Source organism: Inediibacterium massiliense, from assembly GCF_001282725.1.
GTDB classification, from domain to species: Bacteria; Bacillota; Clostridia; order Peptostreptococcales; family Thermotaleaceae; genus Anaerophilus; species Anaerophilus massiliensis.
This window is the reverse complement of the sequence record NZ_LN876587.1, coordinates 1,338,181-1,362,138: the sequence shown is the minus strand read 5'-3', so window position 1 is coordinate 1,362,138 and position 23,958 is coordinate 1,338,181. Positions and strand designations below refer to the sequence as shown.

Here is a 23,958-nt window from a genome sequence, read left to right as displayed (position 1 = left end):
AGAACAACCAAAAGGTTGTTCTTTTGCTATATAGTAAAGAATATATTTACTCAATATGAAGTATTAAGTAATGAAAGTGATACATATATAGTGCCCATTTCCTATTTTAAGCAAATTTATAACAAATTATGTATAAATGTATTATAATAAGGGAAGAAAAGAAGAAGTTTGCAATAAAAAGAAGAAGGAAAAATGAAGGGAAAATGAAATTTATGTCGAAATATAATAATTGCATAAAATAAAAATCGGATAGGATAATTATGGAATATGTAATAAAATAATAGGGGGAAAATTATGGATATTTTTGATCAATCTTTTGGGAATATAAATATTTTAAAGAAGTCATTAGATGCATCATGGATGAGAGATGAAGCTATATCTAATAATATTGCAAATGTTAATACACCTAAATATAAAAGAAATATGGTTCAATTTGAATCTATTTTAAAAGAAAATTTATCTACTTCATCTATACAAGGAACAAGAACACATGAGAAACATTTTTCGATAGGAAAAGAGAATATAGATAATATAGAACCTATCTCCATAAAGGATTTAAATGGAAAGTATCGAAAAGATGGAAACAATGTAGATGCTGATGTAGAAATGGCAGAATTGGCTAAAAATACAATTCAATTTAATTTAGTTTCGCAAAGAATTAATTCTAATTTTAGAAAATTAAAAATGGTAATAAAAGACGGGAGGTAAATTTTTATGGGTATGTTTCATTCCATTAATATAAATGCGTCAGGATTGACAGCAGAAAGATTAAGAATGGATGTTATCTCTAAAAACATAGCAAATGCAAATACAACAAGAACAAGTAGTGGGACGCCATATCGTAGACAAGTCCCTGTGTTTAAGCAAGTAAACCCATCTTTTTCAGAAGTGCTAAGCCAAGTAAAGAATGGAGAGCCTGTAGGAGGTGGAGTAGAAGTAATTGGTATTAAGGAGGATAAAAGTCCCTTTAAAAAAGTTTACAATCCAGGACATCCAGATGCAGATGATGAAGGATATGTACAAATGCCTAATGTAGATATTGTTACTGAGATGGTAAATATGATTTCTGCTACAAGATCTTATGAGGCAAATGTAACGGCTATGAATGCTACAAAAAGTATGGCTATGAAGGCATTAGAAATTGGTAGATAGTGAAAATGGAGGATTTTAAAATGAATATAAATAGTATTATGAATATAGCTGCAAGAGATACTTCTTATGACTCGAAAAAAATAGGAGATTCGGAAAGTTTTTCAAGTTTTTTGAAGGATGCATTAAATAAAGCTAATGATTATCAAATAGAATCAGAAAAGATGGATACTCTTGCAGCTATGGGAGAAATTGATAATGTTCATGAAGTTATGATAGCAGCTGACAAATCTGAAATCGCTTTACAATTTACTATAGAAGTAAAAAATAAAGTTCTAGATGCCTATAAAGAAATTATGAGACTACAAATTTAAAAATGATTTTATCCATAAGGAGTGAGGTGGATTGATGGGCAATGGACTAGAACAAATAAAAGAACAATTAAATGACTTTTATAAACAGTTGAGTAAAGCGCAAAAGATTAAAATTGCTGTCAGTGGGTTATTAGTAGTTATAAGTATGGCATTATTATTTTATTTTACTTCAAAGCCTGAATATGTAGTTTTATTTAATGATATTACCCCAAAAGATCGAGGAGAAATCACACAAAAACTTGATGAAATGGCTATTCCTTGGAAAACAAATGATGCAGGAAGTAGTATTTTAGTGCAAAAGGAAGATAAAAATAAAGCACAAGCAAATTTAGCAGTAGCAGGTCTTCCAAAAGAAGATTTTTCATATGAACAAATGCTGGATAATACCAGTTTAACCATGACTAATGAGGAAAGAGCAAAAAGATTTTTAATTGCTCAAAAAAATGAATTATCAAGTGTTATACGTGAAATTGAAGGAGTAAAAAATGCAAAGGTTAATTTAACAGTACCAGAGGATACAAACTTTTTAATGCAAGATCAAAAGGCAAAGGCATCTGTTTTTGTAGAGCTAGAGCCAAAAGTACAGTTATCTAAAGATCAAGTTAATGGAATTATAATGATTGTTTCTAATGCGGTAAAAGATTTAGACCCAGAAAATGTAACGGTTGTAGATAATCGTGGACAAGTTTTAAATAAAGAATCCGAAGATGAAGCTTTTGATGCTTCTACTCAATTAAATCTTCAACATCAAGTACAAAGTAAAATGCAAAATAGCTTAACAGAATTTTTATCTACTATATATGGTCCAGAAAATGTGGCAGTTATGGTAAATGTAAAGCTTGATTTTGATAGTGAAGTAACTGATGTAAAAGAGTTTGCACCACCTGTTAAAGATGAAACAAATGGACTTGTTCGTAGTATGAATGATCTAAAGGAAGAAGTAGTCAATGGAACAGAAGGTGGAGTTCCAGGAACAGATACAAACTCAGAAGATATTGTACAATATGAAGAGACAGATAATAACAATTCAAAATATAAAAAATCAAATCAAGTTATTAATTATGAATTAAATGAAATGAATAAAAAGCTTGTAAAAGCCAAGGGGCAAGTCAAAGATATTACAGTTGCCATAGTTTTAAATAAAAAGGCTCTTCCTAACCAAGAATTAACAGATGAAGATCGTAAAAAAGTAGTCAATCTTGTATCTGCATCAACAGGCATAGACACAAAAGTTGTAGAAGTAATGACTAAGGATTTTGACAATACCCTAGAGGATGAATTTGCAAATATGGAACAAGAGCCTAAAGGATTAGAAGCAATTCCACTATGGGCTATGGCTTTACTAGGTGCATTGTTGATAGGGGCTTTAGGATATACAGTATATAGAGTGAGAAGAAGAAAACAAGAGATGGAAGAAGTATTAGAGACTCCTATTCCAACATTAGAGGAAGAGGCAAGCGAAATCGAAATAGAAGTTAGTGAGAAATCAGAGTATAAAAAACAAATCGACAAATTTATTGATAAAAATCCAGAAGCCACAGCACAACTGCTTAAAAATTGGATTAATGAAGATTAGAGGTGTAGGAGATGTCTAGAAAAACAGGATTGACAGGAAAAGAAAAAGCAGCTGTACTATTAATATCTTTAGGACCTGATAAGTCAGCAAAGATTTTTAAACATCTTCAAGAAGAGGAAATAGAAGAATTAACTTTAGAAATTGCAAATATGAGAAGAATCTCTTCTGAAGAAAAAGAAAAGGTCTTAGAAGAATTTTATCAAATTTGTTTGGCACAAGAATATATTTCTGAGGGCGGAATTAATTATGCAAAAGAGATCTTAGAAAAGGCATTGGGTTCAGAAAAGGCTTTTGATATTGTAAATAAGCTTACAGCTTCTTTACAGGTAAGACCTTTTGACTTTGTAAGAAAAGCAGATGCTAGTCAATTGTTAAACTTTATTCAAAATGAGCATCCACAAACAATTGCGCTTATTTTATCTTATTTAGGACCACAGCAAGCAGGACAAATTGTTTCAGCTCTTCCTCAAAACAAACAAGCAGAAGTTGCAAAACGTATTGCAACTATGGATAGAACTACACCTGAAATCATTAAAGAAGTAGAATCTGTTTTAGAAAACAAATTATCTTCCATGGTTACACAGGATTATACTTCTGCTGGAGGAATACAAGCAATTGTAGATTTATTAAATGCGGTAGATCGAGGAACAGAGAAATTTATTATGGAATCCCTTGAAATTGAAGACGTTGAGTTGGCAGAAGAAATTAAAAAGAGAATGTTTGTATTTGAAGATATTATTACATTAGATAGTACATCTATTCAAAGATTTATACGTGATGTAGACAATAATGAATTGGCAGTTGCATTAAAAGGTGCTACTGAGGAAGTACAAGAAATTATCTTTAATAATATGTCTAAACGTATGGCAGAGATGATCAAAGAAGATATGGAATTTATGGGACCAGTTCGATTAAAAGATGTAGAAGAAGCACAACAAAAAATTGTAAATGCTATTAGAAAGCTTGAAGAAGCTGGAGAAATTATAATATCTCGTGGAGGAGGAGATGAAATCATTGTCTAAAATTTTTAAATCCTCTTATGTAATCCTAGGCGAGAAAAAACAAATCGTATCAGAAAATGTTTCAAAGGACGAAGAACAAGAAAAAATCACTCTTGAAAATCCTTACGAAGATATTGATTATGAAAAAATACACGAACAAAAAATGAAAGAGATTGAACTACTTGTGCAAGAAAAAATAAATGAGTCTCAAAAACAGGCAGAACAGATTATTAAGGATGCACATGAGGATGCGAAAAAAATATATGAACAAGCAAAGGAAGATGGATACAAAAAAGGGTGTGAAGAAGGACACTCTAATGGGTATATAAAAGGCAAAGAAGAATCACAAAATTTTATCCGCGAAGCTTTGCAAATTAAAAATGAGATGCTAAAAACAAAAGAAAATTTAGTAAAAAATTTAGAAAAAGAAGTCATTGGTTTGGTGATTCAAACTGTAGAGAAACTACTGAATGATAAAATAGAAAGTTCTCATGAAACGATTATAGGACTTATTAAGTCAGGACTCAATAAATGTGCATATACAGAAACACTAACTTTAAGAGTGAGTCCTAATGATTATGAATATGTAAGTAGTGTGAAAGAGAAAATATTATGCTTGGTAGAAAATATTGATGATATTATCATTAAACAAGATGCTACTTTAACGAAAGGTAGCTGTATCATTGATACTATTTCAGGGAGTGTAGATGCCAGTATACAAACACAGTTTGAACAAGTAAAATCATTATTTTATGAATTGTTAGAGAGTGAGTGAAAAGATCTATGCTGAGTCTAAATAAGTACAGATACGCTGTGGAAACTGGCAATTTCATCAAATATAGTGGAAAGGTTTCACGTGTTGTAGGACTGACCATAGAATCATTAGGGCCTGCAGTAAAGTTAGGAGAATTATGTCATATTTATCCACTGAAACAAAATACTCCTATTCAAGCAGAAGTAGTAGGCTTTAAAGATGAAAAAGTTCTTTTAATGCCATTAAGTGAAATGGATGGAATAGGACCAGGAAGTAAAGTTTTAGCAACAGGGGATACATTGACAGTTAATGTAGGAGAGGATCTTTTAGGACGTATTTTAGATGGTTTAGGAAATCCAATAGATGATCAAGGAAGAATCAATAGCACAAAGAAATATCCAGTTAACAATCAACCTCCCAATCCGCTACAAAGAAGAAAGATAGAGAAGGTTTTATCATTAGGAGTCAGAGCAATAGATGGACTTTTAACTTGTGGAGAGGGGCAAAGAATAGGAATTTTTGCTGGTAGTGGAGTAGGAAAAAGTACTTTGATGGGGATGATCGCAAGAAATACACAGGCAGATGTAAATGTGATTGCACTTATTGGAGAAAGAGGAAGAGAAGTAAGAGAGTTTATTGAAAATGATCTACAAGAGGAAGGGCTAAAAAGATCTGTGTTAGTTATTGCAACATCAGATCAGCCTGCATTAGTAAGAATGAAAGGAGCTTTACTTGCTACTTCAATTGCTGAATATTTTAGAGATACAGGCAAAAATGTAATGCTTTTAATGGACTCTTTGACTCGTTTTTCAATGGCACAAAGAGAAGTGGGATTAGCGGTAGGAGAGCCTCCTGTAACAAAAGGATATACCCCTTCTGTATTTGCAGCACTACCTAAGCTTTTAGAAAGATCAGGGAATTCTGACAAAGGATCTATTACAGCTTTATATACTGTTTTAGTAGATGGAGATGATTTAACAGAACCAATCACAGATACAGCTAGAGGGATATTAGATGGACATATTGTATTGTCTAGAAAATTAGCCAATAAAAATCATTATCCAGCTATAGATCTTTTGGCAAGTGTAAGTAGGGTAATGCCTAATATTGTAGATAAAGAACATAGAAAACTTTCGGATGAATTTAAGAATACATTAGCTGTTTATAAAGAGGCAGAGGATTTAATTAATATAGGTGCATATGTAAAAGGGAGCAACTCTAAAATTGACCATGCTATAGAAATGATTGATCCACTTAATGATTATTTAAAGCAAGGAATTCATGAAAAAATAGATTATGAAGAAGCTCTTTTACAAATGAAAAATCTTCTAAAGTAAGGAGTGATTTGGTTGCAGGGTTTTAAATTTAAGTATGAAAATTTACTAGAAGTAAAGCAAAAATATGAGGATGCAAAAAAAGGGAAACTCAATCAAGCTCAGTCTAAACTTAAAAAAGAGAAAATGCACTTAACGAATTTAGAAAACTATCAAACAAATTGTCATATTCATATTGCTTCTAAAATGGAGGCAGGTGTAAATGTAGGACATTTGAAAAATTATCATACTTATTTAGTTAGTTTGAAAAAAAACATAGACACTCAAGTAGAGAAAATAGAAAAATGCAATCATGAAATCATAACATGTAGAAATGAATTAATACAAGCTTCTAAAGAAAAAAAGACATTTGAAAAATTAAAAGAAAAAGCAAAAGAAACCTTTCATGAAGAACAAAAAAAGGAAGAAGCAAATTTTGTAGATCAATTGGTTACTTTTAAAAATTTTAGTAACAATTAGGGGGACAAAATGGCAAAGGACAAAGAAATTGAACAAGAAGAATCAAAGAAAATGGGAATAGGAAAACTGATTGCCAAAATTATTCTCACTTTTATTATGGTTCCTATTGTCATTGGCATAATTGTATATTTTACAAATGATAATTTTAAATATACGGCAAATAAATATTTGACAAAGGCACCTTTTGTAGGTTCATATTTTGAGAGATTTCCGACAAAAGAGGAAAGACAAGAACAAAAAAGAGACGTGGCAAGATATTTTGTAAGTTTAGATGAAGAAAGTGCTTCTGATAAACTACTTATTATGCAAAAAGATGATAATCAGTTATATACAGAAATTGTAAAGATGATGACTCAAATGGATAGTAGAAAAACAGAAGCAGTCTTAGAAAGAATCAGACAAAATTCTATGAAAAAAGATATTTTAACAGCTACTTTAGATCAAATTGAAAAAGATAGAAAAGAAGAGATTAAGCAAAAGGCAAAATATTACGAAGGATTATCTACACTCAATATTGTACAAGACATACAAGATGATTTAATGAATGAATGGATTTCTTATAAAGAAATGGGTTTGGTTTTAGAACAAATAAATGAAAAGAAAGCAACAACTACATTAAGATTTTTAGATGAAGAAATGGCATATAGACTTATTTCTAACTATAGTTCTATAAAAAAACAAAAACAAGCAAAAGATCTTTTAAATCAAATGAAAGATAAAGAAAATGAACTAATGAATACTGCAAGTATTTATAATGAAGAAAAACCAGAAAAATTAGTAGAAGATATTGGGAATACTCAGAAATATGGAATAGAAGATTTAGCTATTATTTATAGAAATATGAATATGACTCAAGTAGCTAAAGTGTTATGTAAAGTAGAAGATAAAGAATTTAAACATGAGCTTTTTGAACAAATCAAGGTAGATGAAATTTTAGAGAATGGAACAGATACATTAACAGGGGATATTATAAAGGCTATTCAAATTTATACAGACTTTGATAATAAAATAGATAATTTGGTAAAAGTATACAATAAAATGGAACCACAAGAGATTGGTACTATGATTACAAAATTATTTAAAAGTAAGAATACGACTCAAAGATATACTTTTGAAAATAAAGAAGATATTGTAATTACTGACCAACAAATTGCAATAGAGGTATTAAAAAAACTAAAAGATAAGACCGTTGCTCAGGTACTTACTACAATAGATACAAATATAGCTTCTGAAATATCAAAAAAATTAAGTTTACCATAATATATTTATGAGAAAGGGGGTGAAAAGATGGAAAACGTGGTGATCCGTTCAAATATGATTCAAAGAAATATCGAGCCAAAATCTAAATTATCTGAGAAACCTAAAAAAAGTAAAGCTTTTGATGACATACTCACTAAGAAAGTTAGTCAAGAACAAAGTAAACAAGTTCCAAAAGATGATCAAAAGATCAAGGAAGATCCTCAAATTAAAGAAGAGACAAAGGTAGAATCTTCTTCTCAGAATGAAATTAAAGAAGAAAAAGTAAAGCCTTCTTCTAAAGATGAGATAAAAGAGGATATTAAGAAGAATGAAAAACAAGAGATACCAAAAGAAGTCATAGAAAATATGATGCAAGTAATGAATGATTTAGAAAATATGATGAATCAAAGCAACTTTACAGAATTAAATAAAGAAATACAAGAAATGTTTGTGGAGTTAAAAGGAGAAATACAAGAAATACTTACAAGTTTATCAAAAGATCCTTTATTGAATCTAGAGAATATAAAATCTCAGGAAGAAAAAATATTTTCTTTGCTAAGCGAAATGGAAAATACTTTAATTTCTTCTGATGAAAATATGGATGTTGTAAAGGATTTTAAAAATATTTTAGCTCAGATGAAAGAATGGATGGAAGCTGCTGAGAAAGCGGAACCTATTAAAAACACGAGGAATATGATTGAAGCAAACAATGAGGTAGTGAAAACAGAAAATCTACAAAAAAATGCATTTACTCAAACAGAAGAAAAAAGTGAAATATTTACAGAAAGAAAAGAAATAAAAAACGAAATACATAGTGAACAAAAGGAATCTATGCAAAACCAAAATCCAGACAAACAAAAAGGAGGATTTTTTGCAAATTTCCAGACAAAAGTTGTTGTAAATGAAAAAGTTATTCAAGATATTCCAACTCAATTTGTTATGCCAAATACAGAAAATATTGTAGAACAAATTAAAACACAAGCTTCTTTACAAAAGCCTCAATTTGATTCTGTTTTAAATCAAATTATAGAGAAAGCCAGTGTGATTGTAGATGAAAAAGGATCAGAGATGAATATCCAGCTAAAACCAGAGCATTTAGGAAAATTATCTATGAGCATATCTGTTGAAAGAGGAGTAGTGGTAGCTAATATTGTTGCAGAAAATCAAGCAGTTAAAGAAGTATTAGAATCTAATTTTAATGGATTAAAAGAAGCACTTCAACAAAAGGGTTTAGGAATTGAGCAATTTAATGTAAGTGTAGGACAAGATTCCAAACAAAATAGTCAGCAAGGACATATGAATTTTAAGAGAAAAAATACAAAAGCAATGGATCCATTTATTGAAAATGACGAATTAAAGATTCAAGAGATGCTAAGCTCTATAAATTCTACAGAAAAATCTCAAATCAATCAATTAGGATAGGAGGTGAGAAAATGAGTACTATAAGTTCTACTCAAAGTTCTACCAATGTTTATGATGATAAATTAGTATTTAAACCTATCAATCAAAAAAAAGAAGTAGAGGGAAGTAAAAATACAGATAAAGAAGCGCAGAACACTGCTAAAGATAGACTTGGAAAAGATGATTTCTTAAAATTGCTAGTCACACAACTTAGTCATCAAGATCCACTAAATCCAGTAGAGGATAAAGAATTTATTGCTCAAATGGCACAATTTAGTAGTTTGGAGCAACTTCAAAATTTAAATACGGTTACGGCAAAAAATTTATTAGGGACACAAATCATAGCGGATGAAATGATTAAATCTAATGAAACGATTATTAATAATAATAAGGAAATACTCAATCAGCTCGTAAATTTAAATAAAGCACTAGAAGCATATGGGATCAAGCCACCAGTAGAGACTCCATCAAAGGATAATGGAGGGAAATAAAGATGAATAAGATGATGATTCATCATATAAGACCTCAAATCAATCAAACAGTATCACGAAATAAGCCTATATCAAAAGGCTTTGATCAAGTATTGAATCAAGAAATTAATAAAGAGGTAAAATTTTCAAAGCATGCAGTAGAAAGGCTAGAATCTCGAAATATTAAAATACATCCAAATGAGATGACAAAAATTAATGAAGCGGTTTCAAAAGCCAATCAAAAGGGGATAAAAGAAGCACTAATTTTGATGGACAATAAAGCATTTGTTGCTAGTGTAAAGAATAAAACTATTATTACAGTTGCAACAAATGAACAATTAAAAGAAAATATTTTTACAAATATAGACGGGGCTGTAATCATATAGCTGGACCTGATAAAGGAGGCTATAGATCTCTAAATGATAGAGGAGATCAAATATAAAAGGGGAGGTTATGCAAAATGATGCGATCTATGTTCTCAGCCGTATCAGGTTTGAGTGCTCATCAATTCAAAATGGATGTAGTGGCAAACAATATTACAAATGTAAATACGGTAGCCTTTAAAGGGTCAAGGGTTACTTTCAAAGAAACTTATAATCAAACTATAAAAGGTGCAGGTGGAGCCCAAGATGGCCGTGGAGGAACAAATCCTATGCAGGTGGGTCTAGGGGTTGATGTAGGATCTGTAGATGTGATCCAAAGAATGGGGGCTCCTGAAAAGACAGACAACCCTACAGATATGATGATCAACGGAGATGGATATTTTATGGTATCAGGAGATGCAAATTTTTTAAATAGATACTATACAAGAGCAGGAAATTTTGTATTAGATGATTATGGGAATTTATGTACACAAGATGGATATAAAGTACTTGGATATATGGCAGATGATACAGGAAGGCTTAAGACTAGTATAGAAGGACTTAAAATAGATAGATCTGTTGTATATCCACCGCAAGCAACCAAACCATCTGTTCCACCTATTCCAGGAGAAGATATCGTAACTTTGAATGGGAATTTAAATTCAGGAACAGAAACATTTACTACTATAGTACCTGATCCAACAAATCCTCCTGATGTAATTGGGGATAATGGGCTTTATCAAATTGATGGACCAGCGTCAAAAGCAGCAGGAGTGCCTGTTTATAGACAAAATGATAAGCTTGCAGAAGCTTTAGGTCATGAAAGTACTATAGAAGTTTATGATGATTTTGGAAACCAGCATAATATAAAATTGATTTTTACTAAAATGCAAGTAAACCCAGGTGATTCGACTACTACTCCTCCAACAGACCCTACTAGTGAATGGCAAGTAGATGCTTTTTATATGGTTCCAGGCGGAGCTATGTTAGCTGATGGAGAATCTACAGGTTGGAAAATAGATGATACTAGTGGAACAATCACTGTAACACCTGGAACAGATCCAGGCGGTTTTGAAGCTAAGTCATTTAAGTTAACTTTTGATAAAGATGGAAATATGATATCAGATCCAGCTAATAAGGAAATGAATATTACTATAGGAACAGCATTAACACATGGAGCAGGAGCACTTACTTTTCCGATTAATCTGAATAAAATGACTCAAATTTCAGATACATCTAAAACTTCTATACAAAGAAAAGGATACAAACAAGGAGTTTTAGATGGATATTCTGTAGCACCAACTGGAGAAATTATAGGGAATTTTTCAAATGGTATGAGAAGAGTATTAGGAAGAGTTGCTATTGCAAACTTTAGAAACCCTGCAGGCCTTGAAAAGACTCAATCTAATATGTATCAAGAAACTAGAAACTCAGGAAATGCTTCAATAGGACTTCCAGGAAGTAATGGTTTTGCAAATATAAGTCCTGGAACTTTGGAAATGTCTAATGTAGATTTAGGAAGAGAATTTACTTATATGATTACGACTCAAAGAGGATTTCAAGCAAACTCTAAAGTAATTACCACCACAGATGAGATGCTTCAAGAACTTGTAAACTTAAAAAGATAATTTTTCCGGGCTTTTTAGCCCGGAAATTTAAAGGAAGATGCATATGATAGAAGTGACTAGATTAAGTGGAAAAAAATATGTATTAAACTCGGATTTAATAGAAACTATTGAGTCTACACCAGATACGGTGATTACTCTTACAACAGGTAAAAAAGTTGTAGTATTAGAAAATACTGATGAAATGATTCATAAAATCATAAAATATAAACAAAAAATTTTTTCACAAATAGACATAAAGTTTAATTCCTTAAGAAACGAGGTGTAGGCTTTGGATTTAGCTACGATATTAGGGATTGTTGCAGGAATGGGATTAGTAGTATGGGGAATTTTGTTAAGTGGAGAGCTTTCATCATTTGTGGATATGCCATCTATTGTTATTGTTATGGGAGGAACTGTTGCAGGTTGTTTGGTAGCCTATCCTCTCAATAAAGTAAAAGATGCTTTAGTAGTAGCTAAAAAGACATTTGCTACTAAAAATATGAATGCTTCAGAAGTAATTGGAAAGATTATTGACATTGCCAATATTGCAAGAAGAGAAGGACTACTTGCCTTAGAGGAAGCAGCAGATAAAATTGATGATGATTTCCTTAAAAAAGGAGTTATGCTTATCGTAGATGGAACAGATCCTGAATTGGTAAGAAATATATTAGAAACAGAACTAGCTTTTTTGGAAGAAAGACATGGAGATGGAAGAAGCATTTTTGATACATTAGGAAGTTTAGCGCCTGCCTTTGGTATGGTAGGAACACTGATAGGACTTATTAATATGTTAAAAACATTATCTGATCCTTCGTCAGTAGGACCGAGTATGGCAGTGGCACTGATTACTACTTTTTATGGTTCACTACTTGCCAATTTGTTTTTTATACCTATGGCAGCAAAATTAAAAATTAGAAGTAGAGAAGAAATTATGATAAAAGAAGTAATGGTAGAAGGTCTTTTATCTATCCAAGCTGGAGAAAATCCTAGAATCATAGAAATAAAATTAAAATCTTTTCTACCACCAAAAGAGAGAAAAGAGTCTGTTCAAAAAGAGGGAGTGGAGGGGTAGATGGCTAAAAAAAGAAAAGAAGAAGTTAAGGCAGGTGCTCCTGAATGGATGGCAACTTTTAGCGATATGATGACATTACTCCTTTGCTTTTTTGTTCTTTTATTTGCCTTCTCTAGCATCGATGCTCAAAAATTTCAAGCTGTTATGCAATCTATGCAAGGGTCTTTGGGAGTATTAAAGGGTGGAAAAACACTTGACAATACACCTTATGTAAATGAAGCTTTAGATGAAGATCAAGCTACAAAGCAGCTAGAAGAACTAGAAGATTTTAAAAAATTGAAAGAAGAATTAGATGAGTATATTGAACAAGAAGGAATGCAGGATCAAATGCTTGTGGATTTGAATGCAAAAGGACTGCTTCTGAGATTTAAGGACAATGTATTGTTTGATTCAGGGAAAGCGGAGATAAAGCCTGTTGCTATACAAACTTTATCTTTTCTATCTGATTTATTAAAGCAAGAAGAGTTTATAGATAAGCATATAACGGTAGAAGGCCATACAGATTCTGATCCAATTCTTTATTCAAAAAAGTTTCCTACCAATTGGGAACTATCAGTAACTAGGTCGTCTAATGTAGTAAGATATTTTATTGAAGGAGCAGGAATAGATCCAAATAGGCTCTCTGCATCAGGATATAGTGAGTATCATCCTGTTGCACCAAATGATACATTAGAAAACAAAGCAAAAAATAGAAGAGTAGATATTGTAATACTTCGTTCTAATTTTTCAAAATCATATTATTAAAATGCTCAGAAGGGGCGTAGGAAAATGACAACAAAAAAAATTATATTATTTAGTGTAATAGGTTTTGTTTTAACTGCTGTTGTAATGGGTGCTACATTTTATTTTGCTACTCATCAAAAAGGAGCACAACAAGCTCAAGTTCAACCCATGAAGACTTACACCTATTCTATAGGAGAGATGTATGCAAATGTGAAGGATAGCAGAAAAGTATTAAAAGTAAATATAGAGGTAGAAATGATCAATGAAAAGCTAAAAGAAACTTTAGATGAAAAGCGTCCTAAAATGACCAATGCTATACTTGAATTATTGAGAGATAAAACAGAAGAAGACTTATCTGGGGAAAAAGGACAAAAAGCTTTGAGACAAGAAGTTTTAAAGTCCATAAAACAAGTTGTACCCTCTGATGAAATTATGGATGTTTTTTTCGTAGAATTTATTGTCCAATAAAAGGGGGGATCGTAATTGTCAGATGTATTGTCACAAAGTGAAATAGATGCCCTAATACAAGCTTTAAGTAGTGGGGAAGTAGATGCCCAAGAAATTACAGCAGAAACACAAGAAGCAAAAGTAAAAAAATATGATTTTAGAAGACCTGATAAATTTGCAAAAGATCAATTGCGGACATTGCAAATTATTCATGAAAATTTTGCAAGATCATTAAACACTTTTTTGTCTGGATACTTAAGAAGCTTAGCACAAGTTGAAGTGTTAAGTGTAGAACAATTATCTAGCCATGAATTTATTAATTCTGTATCTAATCCTGCTGTTTTAGCAATCATTGATTTTGCACCATTAGAAGGCCAAATTATTTTAGATATTACAGCAGAAGTTGCCTTTGTCATCATTGATAGAATTTTAGGAGGCAATGGAAAACCAATGGAAGAAACGAGAAATTTTACAGAAATAGAAATTTCTTTGTTAAAAAAATTAGTAAAGCAAATTTTAAAGCTTTTTCAAGAACCTTGGGAAAATGTAGTAGAGTTAGAACCAAAACTTGAAAAAATTGAAACAAATTCTCAGTTTGCACAAATTGTTTCACCTAGTGAAACAATAGCTTTGGTTACTTTAAGCATCAAAATTGGAGAAGTAGAAGGAATGGTTAATTTATGCATTCCACACTTAGTAATTGAACCTATATTGCCAAAGTTAAATACAAGACTTTGGTTTACAAATACAAATAAGGAAAGAACCATAGAAGATGAAGAAATATTGGTTCATCGAATAGAAAAAACACAAGCATCTATTAGAGCTGTTCTAGGCAGCACCCATATCACTGTAAGTGAATTTTTAGATCTTCAAATAGGAGATGTCATTGAATTAGATACATTGATTCAAGAACCTGTAAAAATCTTGGTAGAGAATCAATTAAAGTATTATGGAAAACCAGGAAGCAAAAAGAAAAAAATGGCTATACAAATAGAAGATGTTGTAGAGAAGGGAGATGACTAGAATGGGAGATATGCTTTCACAAGAGGAAATAGATGCGTTGTTAAAAGGAACGTCTCCAGAGCCAGAAGCAGAAGAAATTTTACAAGAGGATCTATCTGAGGATGAAAAAGATGCACTAGGTGAAATTGGAAATATTAGTATGGGGACTTCAGCAACTACTTTGTTTACTTTATTAGGGCAGAAAGTTACCATTACAACACCAAAGGTTTCAGTGCTTACAATGGATGAATTAGCACAGCAGTATCCTCTTCCATTTGTTGTTGTAGAGGTTAGATATAAAGAAGGAATAGAAGGAACAAATCTTTTAGTACTACAAGAAGATGATGTAAAAATTATTACAGATTTAATGATGGGTGGAAGTGGAACAAATGTAACAGGAGATTTAACAGAACTTCATTTAAGTGCTATAGGAGAAGCTATGAATCAAATGGTAGGTTCAGCCTCCACTTCTTTATCAGAAATGTTTCATAGTAAAATAGATATTCATCCTCCTAAGGCATTGTCTGTAAATTTTTCATCAGGAGCACAACATTTTGAATCTATCAATCATAGTGATAGAATTGTAAAAGTTGCTTTTAGAATGGTAGTAGGAGATATTATTGATAGTGAAATCATGCAGATTATCCCTATTGATTTTGCGAGGGAATTGGTGCATAATTTATTAAGTGGGACTTCTACAAATTTTGAAAATTATGAGCAAAATAATACAAATTCTTCTTATGAGCAAAATTTATCTACTACATCTACACAACCACAATATAATATGCCAACACAAGAACAAGAGATAGGAGCTCATTACAATCAAGCACCTCAGCAAACCAATATGAATAGAAGGGAACCAGTTAATGTTCAACCTGCGCAGTTTCCATCTTTTGATGAAGGCTTTAGCAGTACAGAAAAAGAAAATATTAGTTTGATTAGAGATGTACCTTTAGAAATTACTGTAGAATTAGGAAGAACTTCTAGGAAAATTAGTGAAATTTTGTCTTTTGCACAAGGAACTGTGATAGAATTAGACAAGTTAGTAGGAGAACCTTTAGATATATTGGTAAATGGTCAATTTATGGCTAAAGGAGAAGTTGTGGTTATTGATGAAAACTATGGAGTCCGAATTACAGATATGGTACATCCTACAAAAAGAATAAACAAGCTTAAATAAAAAGGAGGAATAAAGATGTCAAAGGGAATTTTAGTAGTGGACGATGCTGCATTTATGCGAATGATGGTTAAAGATGTATTAATCAAGTATGGATTTGATGTGGTAGGAGAGGCGGAAAATGGTGCAAAAGCCATTGAAAAATATAAAGAATTAGATCCTGAGTTGGTGATTATGGATATTACTATGCCAGAAGTGGATGGGATACAAGCAGTGAAAGAAATCAAAAAAATTAATCCAGGAGCAAAGATTATTATGTGTTCTGCTATGGGCCAACAAGCCATGGTAATAGAAGCCATACAAGCAGGTGCTGGAGATTTTATTGTAAAACCTTTCCAAGCGGATAGAGTTGTAGAAGCTGTAAAAAAAGTACTAGGCTAAAGTAAAGAAGGAAGAAAGATGACTTTCTCAGATGTAAAGTATTTGCTAAGTATTTTATTGATTTTTTGTTTTATTATTGCAGGTGCATATTATGTAACAAGATTAATTGCTAAGAATGGTACTACCTTCTTGAAGGGTAGAAATATAAAAATTGTTGAAAAAATTTCTTTAGGAATAGATAAATCTATTTATATGCTTCATGTAGGGAATGTTTATTATTTAATTGCTGTTACAAAACAAAATATTCATGTATTAGATAAGATCAATGAAGATGATATTAGTATTACTTCAGATATACAAAAAAGTCAGTCCTTTGACTTGTTTTTGAACATGTATGAAAAAAATCATTCCCTTTATGAAGAAGATTATAATAAGAATGTGAAAAGTTTTATAGTAGAAAAATTAAAAGAGATAAAAAATAGAACTCAACATTCTAAAGACTATATAGATAAGGACGAATAAGAATGAAGAGAAAACACACAAAAAAAACATGGATATTTATTTTTTTCATTACAATTTTTATCATTTCTTCATTTCATATATCCTTTGCAGAGACTTCGATTCCTATTCCTAAAATAGGATTAAATGTAGATGAAGCAAAGAGTCCTCAAGAAGTGGCAAATAGTATACAAATTTTATTTATATTGACTATTTTAGCTTTAGCACCATCTATTTTAATGATGATGACTTGTTTTACAAGAATTATTATTGTATTGTCATTTATTAGAAAAGCTATTGCAACTCAAACTACACCACCAAACCAAGTATTGATTGGACTCGCAGTATTTCTTACTTTTTTTATTATGGCACCTATAGGTTCTGAGATTAATGAAAAAGCTATACAGCCTTATTTAAATCAACAAATTTCAGAAGAGGTTGCCATAGAGAATGCATTAAAGCCAGTACGAGGGTTTATGTTTAAGCAAACAAGAGAAAAAGATCTATCTCTTTTTATTGATATTTCAGGAAGTAAAAAACCTAAAAAGCTTGAAGATATTCCTACGAAAGCATTAATTCCAGCATTTATTATTAGTGAATTAAAAACTGGCTTTCAAATAGGATATGTATTATTTATTCCTTTTATTGTAATAGATATGGTAGTATCAAGTACACTTATGTCTATGGGGATGATGATGCTTCCTCCTGTTATGATTTCTATGCCATTTAAGATTTTATTATTTATATTGGTCGATGGATGGAATCTGATTATTAAGTCTTTAATTATGGGATTTAAGTAGAGGTGGATTAAATGAATGAAGGCCAAATTATCGATTTAATGCAAGAAGCTATGCTAAATGTTATATTGCTATCAGCTCCTATGCTTTTATTGGGGCTGATTGTTGGCTTAGCAGTAAGTGTTTTTCAAGCAACTACCCAAATACAAGAGCAAACTTTAGCATTTGTACCCAAAATATTATCAGTATTAGTTGCTATTGTAGTTTTTGGCCCTTGGATTTTAAATCGAATTGTCGATTATACAGAGAGCTTGTTTATAAATCTTAATCATTTTATAAAATAGATTGGATGAAGCATAGTGGAAATTATACAAAGTCTTTTGGATCAAATAGACATAGTTTTGTTGGTATTTGCAAGAGTGATAGGGATTTTTGTGGTAGCACCAGTATTTAGTCATAATAATATACCGCCTCATATTAAAATAGGATTTTCATTGATTATATCATTGGTTATTTTTCCATTTGTAAAAGTTCCACAAGATTTTATAATAGGAAGCTTTTATAGTTTGCTTTTTATAAGTTTTAAGGAATTAGTAACTGGTCTTATGATTGGATTTATTTGCTATTTATTTTTTAGTTCTATCTATTTAGTAGGAAGTATTATTGATATGCAAATAGGTTTTTCAATGGCAGAGGTAATGAATCCGCAAGATGATACCCAAGTGCCTTTGATGGGAAATCTATTCTATATTATGGCAATCCTAATTTTTCTTTCTATAAATGGACATCATACACTCATTTATGCTCTAAAATATAGTTTTACTAGTGTTCCTTTAAATAGTTTAGTGATTCATGAGAGTATGATTGAAAAAATAATAGAAATCATGAGAAGTACATTTGTCATAGCTTTTAAAATGAGTGCCCCGATTTTAGTTACAATTTTTATCTCTAATGTAGTATTAGGAGTGCTAGCTCGTACCATGCCTCAAATGAATGTTTTCATAGTGGGAATGCCTATGAAAATATTTATAGGACTGATTATGATTTTATTAATGCTCCCATTATATGTAGGGTTTTTTGAGAATATTTTTGCACATATGTTTGAAAGTCTTTATAGTTTTTTAAATTTAGTAATAAGAGGATGAATTCATGTATTTGTTTCCTATAGATTTACAACTTTTTAATGGAGAAAAAACAGAAGAAGCTACACCTAAAAGAAAAAAAGAAGCAAGAGAAGAAGGACAGATTTTACAAAGCAGAGAGATTAACTCCGCATTAATTTTATTATGTACATTCTTTGTGTTAAGTTTGATGGGAAATTTTATTTATCGCAATTTTATGATTTTTACAAAAAATATTTTTTTAGAGATGAAAGATATTGAAGGTTTATTCAATACAAATGGAATCCATAAACTTTTTTTAAATAGTGCTTTATTGACAGGTAAAATTGTAACCCCTGTTGTAGGAACAGCATTTATAATGGGTATTATTTGTAGTTATGTGCAAGTAGGATTTTTATTTACTACAAAACCATTACAACCCAAATTTAGCAGAATCAATCCGATTAATGGAATGAAAAAGTATTTTTCGTTAAAACCTATAGTAGAGTTTTTAAAATCTATGATTAAGTTATGTGCAGTAGGATATATTACTTTTAGTTATGTAATGAAGCAATCTAAAAACATGGTTGATTTGATGGATATGGATATTCTTCAAATTATAGGATATTTAGGAAAGGTTACTGTAGGAATTGGATTTCGAGCTGCTATTGTTTTGATGATTTTAGCTGTAGTAGATTATTATTATCAAAAATTTGAATATGAAAAAGAATTAAAAATGTCAAAACAAGAAATAAAAGAAGAATATAAACAAATAGAAGGAGATCCTCAAATAAAAGGAAAAATTAAAGAAAGACAAAGACAAATGGCAATGAATAGAATGATGCAAGATATTCCAAAAGCGGATGTAATTATTACAAATCCAACCCATTATGCAATTGCTATAAGATACGATAGTACTCTTGAAGAAGCGCCTATTGTACTTGCAAAAGGGAAAGATTTGATAGCACAAAAGATTAAACAAATTGCTTCTGAAAATGACATTATTATGGTTGAAAATAGAATGTTAGCTCGTACTCTTTATTCTACTGTGGAGATAGGAGATTTTATTCCTCCAGATCTTTATCAAGCAGTTGCAGAGGTTCTAGCTTATGTATATAAAGTAAAAAATATGTAATAGGAGGAATAAAAAATGAAATTTGGTGATATTGTTGTATCACTGGCTATTATAGCTGTTATTTTACTAATTATTATTCCTGTTCCACTTCCATTTTTAGATGTATTATTAAGTTTAAATATATCACTATCTTTGCTGATTCTTTTGATTTCTGTTTATAATAAAGAGCCTTTACAATTTGCTATTTTTCCATCTATGCTTCTGCTTACAACTTTATTTCGATTATCCTTAAATATTTCTACTACTAGATATATTCTTTCAAAAGGAAATGCAGGGAGTGTAATTGAAGCTTTTGGAGAATTTGTAATTGGTGGAGATGCTATTGTAGGGTTTATTATTTTCTTAATTATTATCATTATTCAATTCATGGTAATCACAAAGGGAGCAGAAAGAGTATCGGAGGTATCTGCAAGATTTACATTAGATGCAATGCCAGGAAAGCAAATGGCTATTGATGCAGATCTAAACTCTGGTTTAATTGATGAAATGCAGGCTCGTGAAAGAAGAACCAAGATACAAAGGGAAGCTGATTTTTATGGAGCTATGGATGGAGCCAGTAAGTTTGTAAAGGGAGATGCAGTTGCAGGAATCATTATTACCATCATCAATATTACAGCAGGATTTGTTTTAGGAATCATGGGAAAGGGATTAGGCTTTAGTGAGGCATTACAAAAATATACACTACTTACTGTTGGAGATGGATTGGTAAGTCAGATACCGGCACTTTTAATTTCAACAGCTACAGGTATTGTAGTAACAAGAGCGGCATCGGATTCTGACTTAGGAAATGATGTGCTAAAGCAATTATTTAGAGAACCTAAAATTATGTTTATCATATCAGGTGTATTATTCTTTTTAGGATTAACACCACTACCTACCATTCCATATTTTCTTTTAAGTGCAGTATTTTTATATTTAGGATTCGTTCTTAGAAAGTCTATTAAAGAAAATATAGAAGAAGAAGAAACGGTTACAACAGATGATCAGGTAGAAGAGATTAGAAAACCTGAAAATGTATTACCACTTCTTCAAGTAGATCCCATTGAACTTGAGTTTGGATATGGAATCATTCCTTTAGCCGATCCTCATCAAGGAGGAGATTTATTTGATAGATTGGTAATGATTAGAAGGCAATGCGCATTAGAATTAGGAATTGTTGTACCTATGATTCGCTTAAGAGATAATATTCAATTAGAATCCAATCAATATGTGATTAAAATAAAAGGTATAGAAGTAGCAAAAGGAGATATTGTATTTGATCATTATTTAGCTATGAATCCAGGTGGAGCTCAAGGAGATATTCAAGGAATTGATACAGTAGAGCCAGCCTTTGGATTGCCAGCAAAATGGATAGAAGAAGAAGAAAGAGAAAAAGCAGAAATATTTGGATATACTGTAGTAGATCCTTCTTCAGTAGTGTCCACTCATTTGACTGAAATTGTAAAAAGACATGCTCATGAACTATTAGGAAGACAAGAAGTAAAAGCTTTATTAGACAATTTAAAAGAGCATCATGGAGCATTGGTAGAAGAATTGGTGCCTAAAATTTTATCTATTGGAGAAGTACAAAAAGTATTATCTAATTTATTAAAAGAAGGTATTTCTATTCGAGATATGGTGAGTATATTAGAAACTTTAGCAGATTATGGAGCCATGACAAGAGATACAGATATGCTTACTGAATACGTAAGACAATCTTTGTTTAGAGCTATTACAAAGCAGTTTATACAAGGTAATAGTGCAAAAGTGATTACATTAGACAAAGAATTAGAACAAACAATTATGGAGTCTATTCAACAAACGGAGCATGGTTCATATTTAAATGTAGATCCAAATACAGCACAAAGTATTTTAAACAGTCTTGCAAAGCAAGTAGAAAAACTAATGTCTATTGGAGAGCAACCCATTATATTGACTTCACCTATTGTAAGGGTATACTTTAAAAGATTAACAGAACAGTTAGCGCCGGAATTAATTGTTTTATCTTATAATGAACTGGATTCAAAAGTTGAAGTACAGTCTGTTGGGGTGGTGAGTGTATAATATGAAAGTAAAAAGATATATAGCAAGTAATGCACAGGAAGCTATGTTAAAAGTAAAAACAGAATTAGGAGTCAATGCAGTTATATTGCATTCAAGAAAAATAAAAAGACCAGGAATTTCTGGTTTTTTTAAAAAACCGCTTATAGAAATGGTAGCTGCAATAGAGGACAATGATAAAAAGCCTATAGAATATAAGACTAGATTAAATGAGAAAAAAAATATCCAGCCAAAAGAAGAATCTAACAAAATGGAACAATTACAACAACAAGTAGGAAATATTCAAGACTTATTGAATAATTTTATAGAGAAGGTAGAACTAAATCCCCAAAGAGACACAGCTAAAAATCCTACCATGTTTGAAAAATATTATGATTTACTTTCACAAAAAAATATTGAAAAAAGCATTATAGAAAAAATACTTAATATTGCAAAAAAAAGAATTAGTTTTTCAGAAGATAATGAAGAGGCAATTTGTAAAACGATTAAAATGGTTATAAAAGAGTATTTAGGTGTAGCTGAGCCTATGAAAGAAGAAATGGGGCAAAAGATTATATTATTTGTAGGGCCTACAGGAGTTGGAAAAACAACGACTTTAGCAAAATTAGCTGCAAAACTTTCTATTGGACAAAATAAATCTATAGGATTTATTACATCAGATACCTATAGAATTGCTGCGGTAGAGCAATTAAGAACTTATGGTGAAATATTAGGAATTCCAGTTAAGGTTATTTATGAATCACAAGAAATAGAAGAAGCCATAAAAGGTTATTCAGATAAAGATATTATTTTAATAGATACAGCAGGGAGAAACCACAAAAGTAGTATACAACTTGAGGAAATAAAAGAGATGATTCAATATATTAAAGATCCAGAAATTTTTTTGGTAATGAGTGCAACCACTGGATATAAAGATATCATGAATATTGTCAATGCTTACGAATTTTTAGATGATTATCGATTGCTATTTACCAAATTAGATGAATCAGATGGGTTTGGAAATATATTAAATACTAAAATATTTACTGGAAAAAATCTCTCTTATGTTACTATTGGTCAAAGTGTTCCAGATGATATAGAAATTGCAGATCCTGAAAAAATTGCAAATGCAATTGTTGGTGAATCAAATGAATGATCAAGCTAAAAAATTAAGAGAGATGATTCATAATATTAAAGAGCAAAATAATCAAGATAGAATGGTTAAAATAGAAGATGAAAAAATGAATACTAGAGTCATTACCGTTACGAGTGGAAAAGGTGGAGTAGGCAAATCTAACTTTACGATTAATTTAGGCTTGGCTTTAACTAAATTAGGATATAAAGTGACTATTTTAGATGCAGACTTAGGCTTGGCAAATATTGATGTAATTTTAGGAGTCATTCCTAAATATACTTTGGCTCACATGATTCGATCAGAAAAAGAAATACATGAAATTGTAGTAAAGGGTCCAGGGGGTATTCAATTTATATCAGGAGGTTCTGGACTGAAAGAATTAGTAAATTTAAATGAAGAACAAATTAGTAATGTTATCGATAGCTTAAGACATCTTGGAAAAAATATGGATTTTATATTGATAGATACAGGCGCAGGAATTAATGATTCTGTCTTATCTTTTGTAGATGCTGCAAGTGAAGTGATTTTAGTGACTACTCCTGAGCCTACATCTATTACAGATGCTTATGCAATGCTGAAAAATCTTGTATTAAAAGATAAAGATAAAATTATTAGGGTATTAATTAATAGAGCAGAAAATCCTAAAGAAGGAATGGAAATTTTTAATAAGCTTAATATGGTTTCTCAAAAATTTTTAAATATACCATTAGAACGATTAGGCTATTTATATGATGATCCTTTAGTATCTAAATCTGTAAAGCTTCAAAAACCTTTTTTGCTAAGTTTTCCGAATAGTTTAATTAGTAAAAGTGTAGAATCTATAGCGTCTAAGTTGATTTATGAATCTAATGAAGAAGTTTCAGAGGTAGGAGGTTTAAAAAGATTTATATATAAATTCTTAGATAAATGTAAAAGACCAGTTTAGA

28 protein-coding genes are annotated in these 23,958 nt (G+C 30.9%); all 28 read left to right on the top strand.

The window, feature by feature from the left end; translation table 11 throughout:
* The first annotated feature begins 294 nt into the window (after nt 1-294).
* The 28 genes from flgB (at nt 295) to BN2409_RS15025 (ending at nt 23,957) form a co-directional block, all read left to right on the top strand.
* Complete coding sequence (flgB, locus tag BN2409_RS15160; protein ID WP_053957444.1) at nt 295-708, top strand: flagellar basal body rod protein FlgB; 414 nt, start codon at nt 295-297, stop codon at nt 706-708.
* Between the two features lie 6 nt (nt 709-714).
* Entirely contained in the window at nt 715-1,152 is a 438-nt protein-coding gene (gene flgC / locus BN2409_RS15155; protein WP_053957443.1) for a flagellar basal body rod protein FlgC, read from the top strand.
* Nucleotides 1,153-1,172: 20 nt separating this feature from the next.
* The gene (gene fliE / locus BN2409_RS15150; protein WP_053957442.1) at nt 1,173-1,463 is read left to right on the top strand and encodes a flagellar hook-basal body complex protein FliE; all 291 of its coding nucleotides are present in this window, start codon (nt 1,173-1,175) and stop codon (nt 1,461-1,463) included.
* 34 nt (nt 1,464-1,497) lie between these two features.
* Nucleotides 1,498-3,039, top strand: coding sequence for a flagellar basal-body MS-ring/collar protein FliF (gene fliF, locus BN2409_RS15145; RefSeq protein ID WP_053957441.1), 1,542 nt, complete (start codon nt 1,498-1,500; stop codon nt 3,037-3,039).
* 11 nt (nt 3,040-3,050) lie between these two features.
* Nucleotides 3,051-4,061 carry a flagellar motor switch protein FliG gene (fliG, locus tag BN2409_RS15140; protein ID WP_053957440.1) on the top strand — a complete coding sequence of 337 codons (1,011 nt, stop codon included), beginning with the start codon at nt 3,051-3,053 and terminating at the stop codon, nt 4,059-4,061.
* Entirely contained in the window at nt 4,054-4,815 is a 762-nt protein-coding gene (locus tag BN2409_RS15135) for a FliH/SctL family protein (protein ID WP_199873059.1), read from the top strand. Before fliG ends, BN2409_RS15135 begins: the two co-directional genes overlap by 8 nt.
* A gap of 8 nt (nt 4,816-4,823) precedes the next feature.
* A complete protein-coding gene (gene fliI / locus BN2409_RS15130; protein WP_053957774.1) occupies nt 4,824-6,131 on the top strand; it encodes a flagellar protein export ATPase FliI in 1,308 nt (435 codons plus the stop codon).
* Nucleotides 6,132-6,143: 12 nt separating this feature from the next.
* Nucleotides 6,144-6,587: a flagellar export protein FliJ gene (gene fliJ, locus BN2409_RS15125; protein ID WP_053957438.1), complete on the top strand. Its 444-nt coding sequence runs from the start codon at nt 6,144-6,146 to the stop codon at nt 6,585-6,587.
* A gap of 9 nt (nt 6,588-6,596) precedes the next feature.
* On the top strand, nt 6,597-7,847 hold the full coding sequence (locus tag BN2409_RS15120; protein WP_053957437.1) for a hypothetical protein: 1,251 nt from the start codon (nt 6,597-6,599) through the stop codon (nt 7,845-7,847).
* 27 nt (nt 7,848-7,874) lie between these two features.
* Complete coding sequence (locus tag BN2409_RS15115; RefSeq protein WP_053957436.1) at nt 7,875-9,248, top strand: flagellar hook-length control protein FliK; 1,374 nt, start codon at nt 7,875-7,877, stop codon at nt 9,246-9,248.
* An 11-nt stretch (nt 9,249-9,259) separates the two neighbouring features.
* Nucleotides 9,260-9,718 (top strand): flagellar hook capping FlgD N-terminal domain-containing protein, encoded by a 459-nt coding sequence (locus BN2409_RS17580; RefSeq protein WP_053957435.1) that lies wholly within the window; start codon nt 9,260-9,262, stop codon nt 9,716-9,718.
* Nucleotides 9,719-9,720: 2 nt separating this feature from the next.
* Entirely contained in the window at nt 9,721-10,083 is a 363-nt protein-coding gene (locus BN2409_RS15105; protein ID WP_110943169.1) for a TIGR02530 family flagellar biosynthesis protein, read from the top strand.
* 74 nt (nt 10,084-10,157) lie between these two features.
* On the top strand, nt 10,158-11,687 hold the full coding sequence (locus tag BN2409_RS15100) for a flagellar hook protein FlgE (RefSeq protein WP_053957434.1): 1,530 nt from the start codon (nt 10,158-10,160) through the stop codon (nt 11,685-11,687).
* A 43-nt stretch (nt 11,688-11,730) separates the two neighbouring features.
* Nucleotides 11,731-11,952 (top strand): flagellar FlbD family protein, encoded by a 222-nt coding sequence (locus BN2409_RS15095; RefSeq protein ID WP_053957433.1) that lies wholly within the window; start codon nt 11,731-11,733, stop codon nt 11,950-11,952.
* A 3-nt stretch (nt 11,953-11,955) separates the two neighbouring features.
* Entirely contained in the window at nt 11,956-12,738 is a 783-nt protein-coding gene (locus BN2409_RS15090) for a motility protein A (protein ID WP_053957432.1), read from the top strand.
* Nucleotides 12,739-13,482 carry an OmpA/MotB family protein gene (locus BN2409_RS15085; protein WP_053957431.1) on the top strand — a complete coding sequence of 248 codons (744 nt, stop codon included), beginning with the start codon at nt 12,739-12,741 and terminating at the stop codon, nt 13,480-13,482.
* Nucleotides 13,483-13,506: 24 nt separating this feature from the next.
* Nucleotides 13,507-13,929 (top strand): flagellar basal body-associated FliL family protein, encoded by a 423-nt coding sequence (locus BN2409_RS15080; RefSeq protein WP_053957430.1) that lies wholly within the window; start codon nt 13,507-13,509, stop codon nt 13,927-13,929.
* 15 nt (nt 13,930-13,944) lie between these two features.
* Nucleotides 13,945-14,931 (top strand): flagellar motor switch protein FliM, encoded by a 987-nt coding sequence (gene fliM, locus BN2409_RS15075; protein WP_053957429.1) that lies wholly within the window; start codon nt 13,945-13,947, stop codon nt 14,929-14,931.
* Nucleotide 14,932: 1 nt separating this feature from the next.
* Nucleotides 14,933-16,090 carry a flagellar motor switch phosphatase FliY gene (fliY, locus tag BN2409_RS15070; RefSeq protein WP_053957428.1) on the top strand — a complete coding sequence of 386 codons (1,158 nt, stop codon included), beginning with the start codon at nt 14,933-14,935 and terminating at the stop codon, nt 16,088-16,090.
* Between the two features lie 15 nt (nt 16,091-16,105).
* A complete protein-coding gene (locus BN2409_RS15065) occupies nt 16,106-16,468 on the top strand; it encodes a response regulator (RefSeq protein WP_053957427.1) in 363 nt (120 codons plus the stop codon).
* A gap of 18 nt (nt 16,469-16,486) precedes the next feature.
* Nucleotides 16,487-16,930 (top strand): flagellar biosynthetic protein FliO, encoded by a 444-nt coding sequence (locus BN2409_RS15060; RefSeq protein ID WP_053957426.1) that lies wholly within the window; start codon nt 16,487-16,489, stop codon nt 16,928-16,930.
* Between the two features lie 2 nt (nt 16,931-16,932).
* Nucleotides 16,933-17,706: a flagellar type III secretion system pore protein FliP gene (fliP, locus tag BN2409_RS15055; RefSeq protein WP_053957425.1), complete on the top strand. Its 774-nt coding sequence runs from the start codon at nt 16,933-16,935 to the stop codon at nt 17,704-17,706.
* 38 nt (nt 17,707-17,744) lie between these two features.
* Nucleotides 17,745-17,987: a flagellar biosynthesis protein FliQ gene (gene fliQ / locus BN2409_RS15050; protein WP_479691180.1), complete on the top strand. Its 243-nt coding sequence runs from the start codon at nt 17,745-17,747 to the stop codon at nt 17,985-17,987.
* A gap of 36 nt (nt 17,988-18,023) precedes the next feature.
* Nucleotides 18,024-18,788, top strand: a complete 765-nt coding sequence (gene fliR, locus BN2409_RS15045) for a flagellar biosynthetic protein FliR (RefSeq protein WP_207642571.1) — start codon at nt 18,024-18,026, stop codon at nt 18,786-18,788.
* A 4-nt stretch (nt 18,789-18,792) separates the two neighbouring features.
* Nucleotides 18,793-19,878 (top strand): flagellar biosynthesis protein FlhB, encoded by a 1,086-nt coding sequence (gene flhB / locus BN2409_RS15040; protein ID WP_053957422.1) that lies wholly within the window; start codon nt 18,793-18,795, stop codon nt 19,876-19,878.
* Nucleotides 19,879-19,893: 15 nt separating this feature from the next.
* The gene (flhA, locus tag BN2409_RS15035; RefSeq protein ID WP_053957421.1) at nt 19,894-21,921 is read left to right on the top strand and encodes a flagellar biosynthesis protein FlhA; all 2,028 of its coding nucleotides are present in this window, start codon (nt 19,894-19,896) and stop codon (nt 21,919-21,921) included.
* Between the two features lies 1 nt (nt 21,922).
* Nucleotides 21,923-23,053, top strand: coding sequence for a flagellar biosynthesis GTPase FlhF (gene flhF / locus BN2409_RS15030; protein ID WP_053957420.1), 1,131 nt, complete (start codon nt 21,923-21,925; stop codon nt 23,051-23,053).
* Nucleotides 23,046-23,957, top strand: coding sequence for a MinD/ParA family protein (locus BN2409_RS15025; protein ID WP_053957419.1), 912 nt, complete (start codon nt 23,046-23,048; stop codon nt 23,955-23,957). The genes flhF and BN2409_RS15025 overlap by 8 nt, the downstream gene beginning before the upstream one ends.
* Nucleotide 23,958 lies beyond the last annotated feature (1 nt).